Below are 14,422 nucleotides of genomic sequence, written 5' to 3'. Positions count from 1 at the left end.
CCTTGCCAACGGCGCCGCCATGACAGCCATACCCAGAACCCCTGGGCCCTCCGATCTTACGAATGACCAGAGCAACCACCCTTGAAAGGTAGGACGACCATGACCTCCTCCTTCCGTCCCGTCGACCGCCGCACCATGCTGCGCGGCACGCTGGCCGCCGGCGTCGGCGTCGCCTTCGGCCAACTGCTGTTCTCGGGCACCGCGCAGGCCTATTCCTGGTCGCGCACCCTGGAACAGGGCGCCACCGGCGCCGACGTGACCGAACTGCAGATCCGGATCGCGGGCTGGGCGGCGGACAGCGCCAGCCACAGCCGGGTGAGCATCGACGGGGACTTCGGCCCCGGTACGGCGGCGGCCGTGAAGCGGTTCCAGACGGCGTACGGCCTCACCGCCGACGCCAGCGTCGGGCCCAACACCCAGGCGAAGCTGAACGCGCTGGAGCAGTCGGACGGTTCCACGCTCCACTTCAACTGGAGCGAGTTCTACAACCAGACGGACGGCACCTTCAACGGCGGCAAGCTGAGCGCGTCGCAGGTGAAGGAGAACGTCCGCCGCTGCATGTACAAGCTGGAGGCGCTGCGCAAGAAGCTGGGCGACAAGCCGATCACGGTCAACTCCGGCTTCCGCAGCATCGCGCACAACGCCGACGTCGGCGGGGCCAGCGACAGCATGCACCTGTACGGCACGGCGGCCGACCTCGACGTGTCCGGGGTGGCCACGAAGACCGTCTACCAGAAGGCGGAGACCTGCGGGTTCTCCGGCCTTGAGACGTACACCGTCGACCACCAGCACGTCGACAGCAGGGCCGACCTCGGCCGTGACTGGTGGTGGGAGGACGGCACCGTCTGACGCCGCTCTCGGGGGAGCGGAGTTCCGGGTGCCGCGGCGGCGGTGCCCGGAACTCCGGGCCGGCCTCAGCTCTTCGGTGTGCTCTTCAACGCCGCCTCGCAGGAGGGCCAGTCGTGGAAGTCGTGCTCGGCGCTCCACAGCCGGTGGGCCGCCTTGATGTTCCACTCCGGGTCGAACGCCCGCAGTGGTGTGCCGCCGAGTTCCTGCAGGCGGCGGTCGGAGATCTGGAACACGCCCCAGTTGCGGCTGCCGTTGGTGTTGGGCAGTACGTACAGCGGGTCGAGGAACGACGCACAGCGGGCGACGGCCACGGCGGTGTCGGGATCCTCGGTGAACACCTCGCGGATCAGCTTCGCCACCTTCGCCGGGGGCCGGGTCGTCATGCTCACCTTCTGGGCGTAGAGCGCCTTCTTGGTGGCGTCGTCGACCACGTTCGTGGCGGGCAGACCCGCCAGCACCTGGAACGCGGTCACTCTGCGCAGGGTCTCCGGCCCGAAGTCCCCGTCGATGGCGAGTTTGCCCTTGGCCCGCGCCAGCAGGGTCTGTACCTCGCGCACACACTCGTCGTGCTGCCCCATGCTCACCGTCCTGCACGCAGGTGAGTACAGCAACTCACCGTCGGCCGTCGACGAGTCGTCGGTGGAACTCCCGGGCAGCCACACGAAGCCGGCCACCAGCAGGACCGCAACCACGGCGGCGAGTATCGCGAACCGGGAGGACAGCTTCTCGGGCACCCGGGACCGGCGCTGCATCCCCGCCTTGTCCGGGGTGTTCTTGTTCTCGGGCGGGGTGACGTCTTCCGGTCCGGGGTCCTCTCCCCCGGGGCTCGCCTGCGCGGGCACGGCGGATGCGACCGGTTCCCGTTCCGACTCCGGTTCCGGGTCCGGGTTCTCCTTGGCGGTCGCGGCCGGTGCGTCCCGGTCGGTGTCCGCCAGCGCCCACAACCGGTGGAGTTCGCGGAGTTCCTCCGGGCTGGCGCCGCACACCTTGGCGAAGGAGTGCACCACCCGGTAGTCCGTCGGGACGCCGAGGCCGGAGCAGTACCGGTGCAGACTGGACCCGCTGACGCCCGCCTCCTTGCCGAGGCGGTCGTAACCCCGGCCACTGCGGTCCTTCAGCATCCGAAGGTGGGCGGCGAACTTTTCGGTATGCGGCGAGGCAGCCACACGTCCCCCCTTGCTCAAGCCTCTACTGACGGGTAGAAACTACACCGCGCGCAGGAGTGCGTGCGCCCCCTTCGTCGCCGCGCCGGGGCGCCAACCTTCTTGCCTGTGACGGTATTTGACAGTGTGTCAATCAGTGGCGGGAGCTCCTGACGTCCGCCCCCTGCGACCGCTCGCCGCCACCAGGGCGATCACCGCCAGCACCGCCAGGAAGACGAGTACCAGGAGCAGCACCGTCAGGACGGTGGGGTGATTCCACAGGGCGAACAGCAGGGCCAGTAGCAGCAGGAAGCCGATCGTGAGCCGACGCCGGTTGTCCGCCGTCCACGTCCCCACCCGACCGGTCCGGATGTCGTGGGCGTCCGCCCAGCGGGCCACGGAGTCGGCGGTGCGCTCGGAGCCGGTCCGTACGGCCCGTGCCCCTCGGCCCGGCCCCACGAAATACGCGCCGAGGGCGACGACCACGCCGAGCACGATCACGGTGCGCAGCGTGACCCGCAGGAAGTGCAGGAGGTGGTCGAAGACGGCTGCGGCAGCCGCCTCCGACTGCACCTGCGGGGGCAGATGGTCCAGGTAGTAGTGGCGGGCGACGACCAGGCCGATCGCGACGATCAGGGCGGCCCCGGCGGCGCCCAGGGCGGTCTTCGCCAGGGCGCGTCGGCGCCCGTACGCGAGGAACACTCCCGCCGCCCCGAGGACCACCGTCAGCACCGGCATCCAGGTGCCGGCCACGTCGAGGGCGTGCGCGGCGTTCTGCATGCGCTTGAGCTGATCGGACTTGAAGAGAACCATCTGCTTGTCGACGTCCGGGATGTTCGCGGCCGGCGACACACCGGCGTCGACGAGCTCCTGCTTCACCCGGTCGACGGCGGTGCCGACGTCCAGTGTCACGGTGCCTTCCTCGACGCCTACCGCGCCGCGTCCCTTCCCGGTCAGGGCGTGCACCACGGCCGCGTGGGCGGCACGGTTGGCCGAGGTCCACACCTTCTCGAACCTGTCGCTCCGTACGAAGCGCGTGGCCACTTTGTCCGCCGCGCCGGTCACGGCCGCGTCCAGTTGCGGGGCCAGCCCCCGCACCGCCCGCGCCGCGGTGGGCGGCAGGCCCTGCGACTGCAGCCAGGCCGCGAGTTCGGCGGTGGCACGCTTGCCGTCGACCCGTACGTCGACGGCCTGGACGATCCGGTTGCGCGCGGCATCCTCGATCGCGGGGTCGGAGGCGAGGGGCTTCACCGTGGCGACGTAGCGGTCCGTGTCGAGGACGATGTCGTGCACCCAGACGGTCAGCACCGACACGGGGACCAGAACGCAGGTGAGGACGATCAGAACCGCCGAGGCGACCTTCCGTACGATCCGGCCGGCCGGCGGCGGGCCCTCCGGGGCAGGGGCCTGTGATGGTTCCCGCGGGCTGGTCATCCGTCCTCCAGGCGTGGGGCGCGGCCTGTTGTGGCTGCCGTTGGTATCCATTGCTCCCGATCCCGGAGCATGCGGCATCCGGGGTGCGCCATCCGGAGTGCCCACAGGGGCACGGCACCCGTTCGTCGTGTCGATACCGGGCACGCGGGTGCCAGGTCGGATCATGCACAGGTCGGTACGTTCGATCCCGATTGGTGCTCAATGTCGGAAAATGGATCAGACGGACGGGGCTGCGCTCCGTCGCGGGGCGAGTCGCCGCAGCAGGTGACCGCGACCGTGCCGTCCGCAGCCCCGGCCGACGCCTGGGCGGTCGGCATGGTGCACCTGCCGGGCGGTCCGTTCCTGATGGGCGCGGAGGACGACCGGGTCGCTCCCGAGGACGGGGAGGGACCCGTTCATCGGGTTCGCCCCGCCCCCTTCTCGATCGACCGCTGTGCCGTCACCAACGCGGAGTTCGGGGAATTCGCCGACACGACCGGGCACATCACGGACGCCGAACACCACGGCTGGTCGTTCGTCTTCGCCGGGCTGCTGCCCGACGACTTTCCGGACACCCGCTCGGTCGCCGGGGCCCCCTGCTGGCGACAGGTGTACGGGGCGTACTGGCGCCGCCCCGAAGGCCCAGGCTCCGAGGTAGACGAACGCGCCGAACACCCGGTCGTCCACGTCTCGTGGAACGACGCCACCGCCTACGCCGCGTGGGCGGGAAAGCGGCTGCCGACCGAAGCGGAGTGGGAGTACGCCGCCCGCGGCGGTCTCGAACAGATGGTGTTCCCCTGGGGCGACGAGCTGGAGCCCGGCGGCGAGCACCGGATGAACGTGTGGCAGGGCATCTTTCCCGACCGCGACACCCGCGCGGACGGCTGGTACGGGACGGCACCCGTCACCACGTACCCGCCGAACGGACACGGCCCGCACAACATGTGCGGCAACGTACGGGAGTGGTGCGCGGACTGGTACTCGCCGGCCTACTACGCGCGCTGCGCGCCGGACGATCCGCCCGGCCCGCCGTTCGGCGTGCAGCGGGTGATCCGAGGCGGGTCCTACCTGTGCCACGCCTCCTACTGCCGCAGCTACCGCGTCGCCGCCCGCAGCTCCAGCACCCCCGACAGCAGCACCGGCAACCAGGGGTTCCGCTGCGCCCGCGACGCCACGCTGGTGAGGTCCCGGTGAGCGGTGGCAGCACGTGGGCGGCGGCGGCCATGGCCACCGTCACGGCGGGGTACGCACTCGTCTCCCGGCGGCTCTCCACGACCGCCGTGTCGGGGCCGATGGTGTTCGCCGGCTTCGGGGTGGCCATCGGCCCGGTCGGGCTCGGCCTCATCGACCTGGAGCACGACGCGGGACCGTTGCTCACCCTGGTGGAAGCGGCCCTGACACTGGTCCTGCTGACCGACGCGATGTCCGTACGGCGCAGTGATCTGCGGGTAGGCGGCTTCCTCCCCGGCCGGCTGCTCGGGATCGGGCTGCTGTTGACCATCGGGGCGGGCTGGCTCCTGGCCTGGCCGCTGCTGCCGGGGCTGAGCGTGTGGGAGCTGGCGCTGGTCGGGACGATCCTGGCGCCGACGGACGCGGCGCTGGGCAGGACCGCGGTCTCCAGTCCGCGGGTCCCGCCGCTCGTGCGCAGCGGTCTGAACGTCGAGAGCGGCCTCAACGACGGGATGGCGCTGCCCTTCTTCCTGCTGTTCCTCGCGGCTCTGCCGGGAACCCACGCCTCGGAGGAGGGCGTTGCCGGGGTCTTCTGGCGTGCGCTCGTGGTCAGCACCCTGCTGGGGCTGGCCGTCGGAGGCTTCGGCGGATGGTTGTTGTCCCGGTCGCACCGGCGGGGGTGGGTCGGCGGGACCTGGCGTCAGCTGTTCGTCCTTGCCCTGGCGGCGGGCTCGTACACGCTGGCGGTCGTCGTCGACGGGAGCGGGTTCATCGCGGCCTGGGTGGCGGGCTTCGCCCTCGGTGTCTCCCAGCGGCGCTCCACGGCGGCGGAGCCTGTGGACAATCGCGCGGACACGGCGCGGCTCGCCGGGCAACTGGCCGAGTTCCTGGCGTCGTTGAGCTTTCTGGTGTTCGGTGCCGTGCTGCTCGGGCCGGCTCTGGAGCACCTCGACTGGCGGATCGTCACCTACGCCGTGCTGAGCCTCACGGTGGTGCGCATGGTGCCCGTCGCCGTTTCCCTGATCGGGAGTCGGCTGGCCCTTCCCACGGTCGGCTACATCGGGTGGTTCGGACCTCGTGGACTCGCGTCCGTCGTCTTCGGGCTGCTGGTGGTGGAGGAGAACGTCCCGGGGGTTCGGCTCATCGGCCGGGTCGTCGCGGTCACCGTCGCGCTGAGCATCCTGCTGCACGGGATGTCCGCCGTGTTCCTCGCGAACCGGTACGGCGCCTGGCATCGGAGGGCCGCCGCCGCGCGGCCGCACTTGCGTGAGGGGACGCCGGAGGGGAACTCCGGCACGCGGTAGGGCAGGGACGAGCTACGGAGGAATCATGGATGACGACGAAACAGGGCATCGCGGCAGCAGGACGCAGCGGTGGGCGGCCCGACTGGCGATCGCGGCGGCCGTGGTCGCGGTGGCTCTGCCTCTCGTGGTGGCGGGTTTCAGGAGTCTGGGGCTCGCCGCCGTCGCGCTGGCCGGGCTCGCCCTGAGCGCGGCCGGGCTGTGGTGGGCCCTCAGTCGGAAGCGTCTGGTCAGGTGGCTCGCGGTCGCATTCGCCGTGGCCGTACAGGGGGCGGTGATCGCGCTTTTCGTGACTGTCGGCCTGTTCTGGCTCGTGATCGTCGTTCTCGTGTTGTGGGCCGTGGTCTGTTTCGAGGGCTGGGCCGCGCTCGCGGAGGACGGCGGACGTGTCGCTCCGGTCGAATACCGCACTCCCGCGCCCGAGCGCCCGTTCCTCATCATGAATCCGCGCTCGGGCGGCGGGAAGGTCGGGAGGTTCGGCCTGAAGGAGAAGGCCGAGGCCCTGGGCGCCCAGGTCGTGCTGCTCGACCCCGCGCACCCCCGGGACGTCGCCGCGCTCGCCCGGGACGCGCTGGCGAACGGTGCGGACCTTCTCGGCGTGGCGGGCGGAGACGGCACGCAGGCCCTCGTCGCAGGCGTGGCGGCGGAGCACGACGTCCCCTTCATGGTGATCTCGGCCGGTACCCGCAATCACTTCGCCCTCGACCTCGGGCTCGACCGCGAGAACCCCACCACGTGCCTCGACGCACTAACCGACGGTGTCGAACTCCGCGTCGACCTCGGGCGCGTCGGAGAGCACACCTTCGTCAACAACGTGTCGTTCGGCGCCTACGCCGAGGTCGTACAGAGCCCTGCCTACCGGGACGACAAGATCGGCACCATCCTCCGGATGCTGCCGGACATCCTCACCCATCACACCGGCTCCCGGCTCATGGTCCGGGGCGCGGGCGTCAGCATCGACTCCCCCCAGGCCGTGCTCGTGAGCAACAACCCGTACAGCACGGAGGACCCGGTGGGTCTGGGACACCGGGAGCGGCTGGACACGGGCGTCCTCGGAGTACTGGGCGTCAACGTCGACAACGCGGCCCAGGCGGCCGAACTGATCCGTGGCAGACGCTCGCCCGGGCTCACCGTCGCGACCGCGCCCGCCGTCGTCGTCCATGCCGACGCGCCCGAGGTGGAGGTCGGAGTCGACGGCGAGGCGCTCTCCTTTCCGACCCCCGTCCGCTGCGCGATCCAACCTCGGGCCCTGCGCGTACGTGTCCCCCGCAGCCGCCCCGGCGTCCCCCGGACGCGGCCCCGTCTGGACTGGCGGCGACTGCGTGATCTGGCGCTGGCGCACGGCCGAGTCACCGGCGGCGCAAGTACCACACCAGCGCGGTGATCGCGGCGACGCCGAAGACCGCGAGCACCATCACGCTCCAGTGCTGGTCACCGAAGCGAAGGTCGGCGGCCAGCACGACTCCCACGATCACGACCGGCACCAGGCACGCCAGCAGGACCCGCACCGTCACCAGGAGAAGCCCAGGGCGCAGTGTGGCCCGTCGCCCCGCAGGACCGCCCTGAGGCAGCACACCGGTCCCGCCGTGCAGCGCGAAGTGCCGGGCGGCGACAACAGCGAGTTCGTTGGTCGCGCGCCGGTACGTCCCGGCGCAGACCGGAACCCAGACGAACGGCACCACGAAGCCGACGAGGACCAGCGCGATCGTGCCCACCCACAGCGTGGCACTGCGCAGCCTTCCGCGCGGATGTTCCTGCGGCGTGACCAGACCGATGAGGTACGCCAGTCTCCTGACGGTGCTCCACCAGCCGGCCTTCGCCTCACTGCCCCCGGCCGCAGGACCTGCCTGCCGCAGCGCCTCCTCGGCCTGCACGACGGTCGGATGGACGCCCTGGATCACGAGCAAGTCGGCCACGACCGTTTCGTCCGCTGGGTCGCGGCCGGACAGGACCGCGAGTTCGAGCACCATCCGCACCTGGGCGAGCAGCGCACCGCAGAACGCGATCGGCAGCAGCGCCATGAACGGGCCGCCCAGGAAAGAGCCTTCCACTACGGATGTGCGAACTCCCCGGCGCACCACCTGGTGTGCGCGTTCCGCGGTGTCCGCCTGGTGTTCCGGTCCCCCGGGCTGTCGCCGGGCCATCCGCTCCGCGGCCGGCGGGCCGAGGAGGTCCACCGCGAACTCGGCCATGCGCTCCGGCATGTGCCGCGGATCCGCTCGGACCGTACGCAGCAGTTCCCTGGCCGCGCCGGGAGTATGACGCCCCGCTGACTCGCCGTCCTTCACCTGCCGCACGCTAGCCAACCCGGCGCGTCTTTCCGCTTCGTCGATCCGTCTCACCGGCTGATTCACCCGGATGAAGCGCACATGACGCGAGCCCCTGAAGGCGGTGGCGGCCTCTCTGTGCGAGGAATGGACTGTGAATCGTAAGCAGCTCGGGGACTGGGCGAGGGCGGCTCAGGACATGCCCCGGCGGACACCGGTGATCGGGCGGATGCTCGGCCGGCTGATCAGCGTGAACTGGATGGACGCCAGCGCCCGGCTGGCGGCCCAGACGTTCCTCGCGGCACTACCACTGCTCATCGTGGTGGCCGCGTTCGCGCCGAAGGCCGTGAAGGACGTGCTGGTCGACTCCGTCCACGCCATGCTCGGCAATGACGCGCCGGTCGACGACATCGAGAAGACGTTCGGCGCGCAGGGCAACACCAAGGAGACGTACGGAGCTGTCGGCATCGTCGTCACGCTCATTTCGGCGACCGCCCTCAGCCGCGCCCTGCAGAGAGTCTGCGAACGCTGCTGGGATCTGCCCAAGGCCGGCACCCGAATGGCCGCATGGCGGTGGCTGGCGTGGCTGCTGGGCTGGCTGGCCACGGTGCTGTTGCAGGCTCCGCTGCGCCACGGCTTCGGAGGCGGCACCTGGCTCGGTGTCCTGCTCTCGCTGGCGATCTCCGTATTGCTGTGGTGGTGGACGCAGCATCTGCTGCTCGCGGCGCGCATCGGCTGGCTGCCGCTGCTGCCCGGAGCCGTTCTGACGGGCGTCGGCATGGTGGTGTTCGTCTATGCGTCGGGCCTGTTCATGCCGGCGACCATGAAGCGGAGCATCTCCCAGTTCGGGTCTCTCGGCTATGTGTTCACGCTGCTCTCGTGGCTGATCGGGTGCAGTTGCGTGGTCGTCGCCGGAGTCGCGCTGGGCCAGGTCACCGCGGTTTCGGGGCCGTTCCCGCGGTGGCTGGGCACTCCTGGGGAGAGCGAGGAGTCGTAGGTCCGTCAGCCCCTGAGGATGCGGTCCTTCTGGACGGCGAACTCCTCGTCCGACAGCACGCCCTGCTCATGGAGCTTGCCCAGGCGTTCCAGGTTCGAGATCTCCTCGTCCGTCAGGCCCGAAGACGCCTGCGCGGAGGCTTCCGCGTCGGGCACGGTCTGCTGTGCGGCGACACGCTCGGCCCGGTGCCGGGCGACCCTGCCGGAGACCGCGCTCGCGGTGCCGGCGGCCACCGCCGTACGGGCGGCCACGCCGACGAGGCCAGGACGATCGCGACGCGCCAAACGGCGACCCAGCATGGTACTCACCTTCCCCTTCCGGTCCGTGTTGCCGCCTCAGACGGCGTCCTCGTACGCCCGCTCCACCACTTCGGCAGGGATGCGCTCATGGGCGACGAGCCGGCCCCCGGCACGGCGGACCGCGCCCGCCATCCCGGCTGCCCATGTGTCCTCCCACAGGAGGAGGGCCGCCGACGAGTCCGGCGGGAGTTCCCCGGCGACCAGGGCGAGGTCCTCCCGGGTGAACAGCCCGCCGACCTCGCCGTCGATGTCGTCGAACACCGATGCCTCCGTGGGGTCGAGGGCGTCGAGTTCGATGTAGGAGACCGCGCCGTCCGGATTCTTCTTGACGAAGGTCAGGTCGAGGATCCGCACGGTGCCGCTCGCCACGAGAGCCCTCAGCTCCGGTGCGATCTCGCCCCGGAAACGGTTCCCGGGAAAGGCGACGACCACGTATTCGACAGGTCCCACGTCCATGACTGTGCCCCTTCCTCACCCACCGTCAGCCGGCGAGCACCTTCTCCTTGGCCTGCTCGTACTCGGCGTCGGTGATGTCCCCGTGGTCGTGCAGGCCGGCGAGCTTCGAGAGCTCCTCGACGTGGCCGCCGGGAGTGGGCGTGGCACCGCCGGTACCGGCGGCCTCTCGGACGTAGGCCTGGAATTCCTGTTCGTTCCTGCGGGCCCTGCGCATCTCGCGCTCGCCCATGCCCTTGCCACGGGCGATGAGGTACACGAAGCAGCCGAGGAACGGCAGGACGACGCAGAAGACCGACCATCCGGCCTTGCCCCAGCCGCTCAGCGAGTCGTCCCGGAAGATGTCGCCGAAGATGCGGAAGAGCAGCATGAACCACAGGACCCAGAGGAAGACCCACATGATGGTCAGGAAGGCGTTCAGCAGCGGATAGTCCATGATCCTTCTCCTTGGTAGGACGTCATGGGCACTGGCTTGATCACTGGCGTCCCATGGCGATATGGATCCGGTCCTCGGGCCGGATGAAGTGGTCCGCGTCGTTGGGCCCGGTGTCGACCTGGACCCAGTGGATGTCTCCGGTGAACACGCCGTCGGGGCTCACGTAGTCGGGGGCGACCGGAGTGCCGGTGTCAAGGCCCACGTCGGCGGTCTCGTCGGCGGAGAAGAGGAAGGTGCCCTCGTACAGCGCGGGTTCGTACTGGTTGGTCTCGCCGCCGATGAAGCCGTAGAAGTACTCGAAACCGCCGCCACCCGTGGGCCAGGCGTCGAAGGGGCCGACCGGGCTCGTCTGCCACACCGGAACCTCGTGACACTTGCCGAACTGGGCGGTGGAATAGCCGTTGAGCTCGAGGATCTCCGCGAGAGGCGCCTTCGTGTTCGGGCGCGTCGAGTTGCAACCGGGGGCGGAGGTGGCGATCTCGGTGACGCCGCCCATGCCCACGGAGTGGTGGTTGCGGCCGGACAGCAGCGCCGCGCGGCTCGGCGAACACAGGGCGGTGGTGTGGAAGCGGATGCAGCGCAGGCCGTTGTGTGCCAGGCGGTCGAAGACGCGGGTCTCGCACGGGCCGCCGAAGGTGCCGGGGGCGCCGAGGCCGACGTCGTCGAGCATGATCAGCATGACGTTCGGTGCCTGCTCGGGCGGCAGCAGCGGGCGGATGGGCGGGAACGAGGTGTCCGGGTCCTTGGCCTCGTACGTGATCGGTCCCAGGCGACGCACGTCGGGGATCGGGAGGATCTGGCGGTGGGTCTCGGACATGGGCCGCGCCTTCCTTCCAGGTCGTCCCGGTGGGGCCACGCTTCCCTGCTCCCATCGTCCCGGTGGGGCCACGCTTTCCCTGCCCCCACGGTGCGCCGACGCCGCGCCCTCGCGCCTCACCCGTCCCGGGTGAAGAGCGGCGCGGCGGCGCGGCCGGCCGCAGGTCGCCTGGGCCGGGGGGCTGACCAGCATCCATTGCGGCATTCCGGGCCCGGGGCGATGATCAATCAGTAGGCGTTATTCCCGGAATGCGAACTGCGGTGTTGCGGTGAGTGCCATGCCCGATCCGACCTCCGGCGGACACCGGGACGCTGCTGCCGAACGCCTTGCGCCGAGCGGTGATCCCCTGCTGGCAGCGCGGTTCAGTGTGCCGACTCCTGCGGACACGTTCGTGCGCAGGCCGCGGCTCGTCGAGCGGCTGACTCTGGGCGGGCAGGTGCCCGTAACCCTTGTCAACGGACCCGCGGGCGCGGGCAAGACACTGTTGGTGGCCGACTGGATCGCCACGGAGGGTGCACCGAGCCGTCCCGCCTGGCTGACGGTGGAGGCCGAGGACAACGCCCCCGGCGTGTTCTGGACCTACGTGCTGGAGGCCATGCGGCGCCTCGGCCTGGGTCCGCCGGACGCCGTCGGCAGCCCGGCCCGCCCCGGCGAGGTGGACCACTCTCTGCTGGCCAGGCTCGCGGCCCATCTCAGTGGGCTGACGGAGCCCGTCGTCCTGGTGCTCGACGAGTTCGACCGCGTGGCGGGCTCGACGGAGATCGCCGACGAGCTCGAGTTCGTACTCCGCCACGTGGGCGACGGGCTGCGCCTGATCCTCATCAGCCGTACGGAACCGCTGCTGCCGTTGCACCGCTACCGCGCCGCGGGCCAGGTCGCCGACATCCGCGGCGCCGACCTGGCGTTCCTGCCTCAGGAGACGGCCGAGCTGCTGAACAGGCACGGCATGCAGCTGTCGGACCGGGGCGTGCGGGCACTGACCGAGCGGACCGGGGGCTGGGCGGCCGGGCTGCGGCTCTGCATCCTGGCGGCGCAGCAGGCCGAGGATCCCGACATCTTCCTGAAGAACTTCGAAGCGGGCCAGAGCACGCTCGCCGACTTCCTGCTCGCCGAGGTGCTCGACACCCAACCGCCCGAGACCCAGGACCTGATGCTGCGCAGCAGCATCCTCGAACAGATCCACCCCGACCTGGCCAACGCCCTCACGGGCCGCCACGACGCGGACCCGATCCTCGCCGGGCTGCAGCGCGCGAACGCCTTCGTCGGACCCGTCGGCCACTCCTGGTACCGGCTCCACCCGCTCTTCGCCGAGATCCTCCGGGTTCATCTGCGGGTCCGGTGCCCGGGGCTCGAACCCGAGTTGCACCGGAGGGCGGCACGCTGGCTCAGCGAGGCGGGGAGGTTCGCGGAGGCGCTGCCCCATGCCGCGGCCGGCGGAGACTGGGAACGCACGTCGCACCAGTTCGTCGAGGAGCTGGCGATCGGGCAGCTCCTCACTGGGCTGGATGCCGAACGCCTCGACCGGCTCTTCGCCCGGATGCCCCCGGCCACGCCCGGTCCCGCCGCGGACCTGGTGCGCACCGCCCGCCATCTGACCCGCCACGACGTCGACCGCGGGCTCGACCATCTGCGCCGCGCCGAGGACAACCTCCACAACGACGGTCCCCCGTCCCCGGCACTACGGCTCAGCTGCGCCGAGTTGCGGGTCCTCGCCGCCCGGATGACCGGCGCGGCCGATCTGGCCGAGGCCGCCGCACAGGATGTGGAGGCCGCGCGGCGCGCCGTACCCGCCGAGCGCTTGGAGGCCCACCCCGAACTGCGCGCACTGATGCTCACCGACCTGGGATCGGCCCAGCTGTGGGCGGGACGCTTCGACGCCGCCCGGTCGACGCTGTCCGCCGCCGTGCGTCTGCACGACGGTCCGCACACCGCGCTCCCCCGGCAAGAGTGTCTGAGCCGGTTGGCGCTGATCGACTTCCTGCGCGGCTGGCCCGACCATGCCGAGAGACATGCCCGGGAGGCGGTCGCCGAGGCCGAGCGCGGCGGCCTGCCTCCCGCCACCCGTGCCGGAGTCGCCCAGCTGGTGCTGGCCGCCGTCGCCCTCGACCGGAACGAGCTCACCGCCGCACACGCCAACCTCGATCAGGCCGCCGCCTCCACGGCGGCCGCGCACGATCCCATCGTGCTCGCCGGCCTGGCCCTCCTGCGGTCCCGCCTCCTGCTCGCCAAGGGCAACCCCGAAGCAGCACTCCACGTACTCGACGAGCTCGAAGAGCCGCACGCCGTCACCGAGGCCTCGCCATGGGTGTGCGACCGCACAGCCCTCACAATGGCCGGCGCGCACCTCGCGGCAGGCCGGCCGGAGGTGGCCATGGAGATCCTGGAGAAGGACCCGGCCGCCGGGCCGGAGAGCGTGGTGGCCGCGGCCCGCGCCCGGCTTGCCGTCGACCGCGTCGAAGAGGCGCTGGACCTGCTCGGCACACTTGCGGGCGGACCGGACGACGGCCCCGCCGTCACGACCAGGGTGCTGCTGGCACGGGCGCAGGCCGCCGACGCGCTGGGCAACGGTTCCGCTGCGGAGCGTCTGACGGCGAGAGCCCTGTCCACGGCGCGCCCTGCGCGGCTGAGGCGGCCGTTCGTCGAGGCCGGACCGTGGCTGCGGCGCCTGGTGCACCGCCGACCGGAACTGACCCGCGGGCACGACTGGTTGCCGCCGACCCTCGTGGGACACGCTCGGGAGCATCACGCGCACGGCAGGGGCCCGGCCCTCCTGACCGAGCCGCTCAGCGGGCGCGAGCACGAGGTGCTGGAACGGCTGGCGCAGACGATGTCGACGGAGGACATCGCCGCGGACCTCCATCTGTCGGTCAACACCGTCAAGACCCACCTCAAGAACATCTATCGCAAGCTCGCCGCGACCCGGCGGAGCGAAGCCGTGCGGCGCGCCCGGGAGCTGCACCTTCTGTGAGAAGGAGCCGGTCACCTGGGACGGGTGATGCCGCACACCGTCCGGCGGCCCCAGCATGGAACGTGTGGCCCGGAGCCGCCGTACGACTGGGAGAGAAGCACGCTCATGCGATACGAGATCCGCGTCGACGGGGAGATGTCCCACACGATGACCGAGGCGTTCCCCGAGCTCGAAAGCGTCGTCGCGGCCGGGCAGACCGTGCTGTCCGGACAGATCGCCGACGAGGTGCAGCTGTACGGCCTGCTGACGCGTTTCCAGTCGCTGGGGTTGCACGTGGTGGAGATGCGCCGCCTTCATGAGTGATCCGGCC

The 14,422-nt window shown here is 71.0% G+C and carries 14 protein-coding genes; 7 read left to right on the top strand and 7 right to left on the bottom strand.

What is annotated here, in order from left to right; genetic code table 11:
- Positions 1–99 precede the first annotated feature (99 nt).
- Positions 100–849 (top strand): D-Ala-D-Ala carboxypeptidase family metallohydrolase, encoded by a 750-nt coding sequence (locus AB0I51_RS36465; protein WP_362982674.1) that lies wholly within the window; start codon positions 100–102, stop codon positions 847–849.
- Between the two features lie 65 nt (positions 850–914).
- On the opposite strand, the gene AB0I51_RS36460 is transcribed toward AB0I51_RS36465, so the two are convergent.
- Together AB0I51_RS36460 and AB0I51_RS36455 are read right to left on the bottom strand one after the other, a co-directional pair.
- Positions 915–2,015, bottom strand: coding sequence for a helix-turn-helix domain-containing protein (locus AB0I51_RS36460; protein ID WP_362982673.1), 1,101 nt, complete (start codon positions 2,013–2,015; stop codon positions 915–917).
- Between the two features lie 126 nt (positions 2,016–2,141).
- Positions 2,142–3,425, bottom strand: a complete 1,284-nt coding sequence (locus AB0I51_RS36455; protein ID WP_362982672.1) for a hypothetical protein — start codon at positions 3,423–3,425, stop codon at positions 2,142–2,144.
- Between the two features lie 276 nt (positions 3,426–3,701).
- On the opposite strand from AB0I51_RS36455, the gene AB0I51_RS36450 reads away from it, so the two are divergent.
- From AB0I51_RS36450 to AB0I51_RS36440, 3 genes are read left to right on the top strand one after another with little or no spacing between them, the layout of a single operon-like run.
- Positions 3,702–4,598 (top strand): formylglycine-generating enzyme family protein, encoded by an 897-nt coding sequence (locus tag AB0I51_RS36450; protein ID WP_362982671.1) that lies wholly within the window; start codon positions 3,702–3,704, stop codon positions 4,596–4,598.
- A complete protein-coding gene (locus AB0I51_RS36445; protein WP_362982670.1) occupies positions 4,595–5,878 on the top strand; it encodes a cation:proton antiporter in 1,284 nt (427 codons plus the stop codon). Before AB0I51_RS36450 ends, AB0I51_RS36445 begins: the two co-directional genes overlap by 4 nt.
- Positions 5,879–5,903: 25 nt before the next feature.
- Positions 5,904–7,259 (top strand): diacylglycerol kinase family protein, encoded by a 1,356-nt coding sequence (locus AB0I51_RS36440; RefSeq protein ID WP_362982669.1) that lies wholly within the window; start codon positions 5,904–5,906, stop codon positions 7,257–7,259.
- On the opposite strand, the gene AB0I51_RS36435 is transcribed toward AB0I51_RS36440, so the two are convergent.
- Positions 7,225–8,079, bottom strand: a complete 855-nt coding sequence (locus AB0I51_RS36435; RefSeq protein WP_362982668.1) for a hypothetical protein — start codon at positions 8,077–8,079, stop codon at positions 7,225–7,227. The genes AB0I51_RS36440 and AB0I51_RS36435 overlap by 35 nt on opposite strands.
- 217 nt (positions 8,080–8,296) lie before the next feature.
- Here AB0I51_RS36435 and AB0I51_RS36430 point away from each other — a divergent pair, with 217 nt between their 5' ends.
- Positions 8,297–9,139: a YhjD/YihY/BrkB family envelope integrity protein gene (locus AB0I51_RS36430; protein ID WP_362982667.1), complete on the top strand. Its 843-nt coding sequence runs from the start codon at positions 8,297–8,299 to the stop codon at positions 9,137–9,139.
- Positions 9,140–9,144: 5 nt separating this feature from the next.
- Here the strand turns inward: AB0I51_RS36430 and AB0I51_RS36425 are convergent, their stop codons facing one another.
- The 4 genes from AB0I51_RS36425 to AB0I51_RS36410 are packed head-to-tail and all read right to left on the bottom strand — an operon-like array spanning position 9,145 to position 11,144.
- Positions 9,145–9,438 carry an SHOCT domain-containing protein gene (locus AB0I51_RS36425; protein ID WP_362982666.1) on the bottom strand — a complete coding sequence of 98 codons (294 nt, stop codon included), beginning with the start codon at positions 9,436–9,438 and terminating at the stop codon, positions 9,145–9,147.
- Between the two features lie 36 nt (positions 9,439–9,474).
- Positions 9,475–9,894: a DUF6325 family protein gene (locus AB0I51_RS36420; protein ID WP_362982665.1), complete on the bottom strand. Its 420-nt coding sequence runs from the start codon at positions 9,892–9,894 to the stop codon at positions 9,475–9,477.
- Between the two features lie 25 nt (positions 9,895–9,919).
- Complete coding sequence (locus AB0I51_RS36415) at positions 9,920–10,327, bottom strand: SHOCT domain-containing protein (protein ID WP_362982664.1); 408 nt, start codon at positions 10,325–10,327, stop codon at positions 9,920–9,922.
- Between the two features lie 40 nt (positions 10,328–10,367).
- Positions 10,368–11,144: a sulfatase-like hydrolase/transferase gene (locus AB0I51_RS36410; protein ID WP_362982663.1), complete on the bottom strand. Its 777-nt coding sequence runs from the start codon at positions 11,142–11,144 to the stop codon at positions 10,368–10,370.
- A gap of 277 nt (positions 11,145–11,421) precedes the next feature.
- Here AB0I51_RS36410 and AB0I51_RS36405 point away from each other — a divergent pair, with 277 nt between their 5' ends.
- Positions 11,422–14,112 carry a LuxR C-terminal-related transcriptional regulator gene (locus AB0I51_RS36405; protein WP_362982662.1) on the top strand — a complete coding sequence of 897 codons (2,691 nt, stop codon included), beginning with the start codon at positions 11,422–11,424 and terminating at the stop codon, positions 14,110–14,112.
- A 105-nt stretch (positions 14,113–14,217) separates the two neighbouring features.
- Complete coding sequence (locus AB0I51_RS36400; protein WP_362982661.1) at positions 14,218–14,415, top strand: hypothetical protein; 198 nt, start codon at positions 14,218–14,220, stop codon at positions 14,413–14,415.
- Positions 14,416–14,422: the final 7 nt, after the last annotated feature.

The sequence above is a fragment of the Streptomyces sp. NPDC050549 genome (genome assembly GCF_040655035.1).
Classification (GTDB): domain Bacteria; phylum Actinomycetota; class Actinomycetes; order Streptomycetales; family Streptomycetaceae; genus Streptomyces.
This window is presented reverse-complemented; position numbering and strand designations above follow the sequence as displayed.

Excerpts from the sequence above, each read along its gene's own strand:
- AB0I51_RS36465 (WP_362982674.1), top strand. The coding sequence starts at position 100 with ATGACCTCCTCCTTCCGTCCCGTCGACCGCCGCACCATGCTGCGCGGC.
- AB0I51_RS36455 (WP_362982672.1), bottom strand. The coding sequence starts at position 3,425 with ATGACCAGCCCGCGGGAACCATCACAGGCCCCTGCCCCGGAGGGCCCG.
- AB0I51_RS36440 (WP_362982669.1), top strand. The coding sequence starts at position 5,904 with ATGGATGACGACGAAACAGGGCATCGCGGCAGCAGGACGCAGCGGTGG.
- AB0I51_RS36435 (WP_362982668.1), bottom strand. The coding sequence starts at position 8,079 with ATGCCGGAGCGCATGGCCGAGTTCGCGGTGGACCTCCTCGGCCCGCCG.
- AB0I51_RS36425 (WP_362982666.1), bottom strand. The coding sequence starts at position 9,438 with ATGCTGGGTCGCCGTTTGGCGCGTCGCGATCGTCCTGGCCTCGTCGGC.
- AB0I51_RS36420 (WP_362982665.1), bottom strand. The coding sequence starts at position 9,894 with ATGGACGTGGGACCTGTCGAATACGTGGTCGTCGCCTTTCCCGGGAAC.
- AB0I51_RS36415 (WP_362982664.1), bottom strand. The coding sequence starts at position 10,327 with ATGGACTATCCGCTGCTGAACGCCTTCCTGACCATCATGTGGGTCTTC.
- AB0I51_RS36410 (WP_362982663.1), bottom strand. The coding sequence starts at position 11,144 with ATGTCCGAGACCCACCGCCAGATCCTCCCGATCCCCGACGTGCGTCGC.
- AB0I51_RS36405 (WP_362982662.1), top strand. The coding sequence starts at position 11,422 with ATGCCCGATCCGACCTCCGGCGGACACCGGGACGCTGCTGCCGAACGC.
- AB0I51_RS36400 (WP_362982661.1), top strand. The coding sequence starts at position 14,218 with ATGCGATACGAGATCCGCGTCGACGGGGAGATGTCCCACACGATGACC.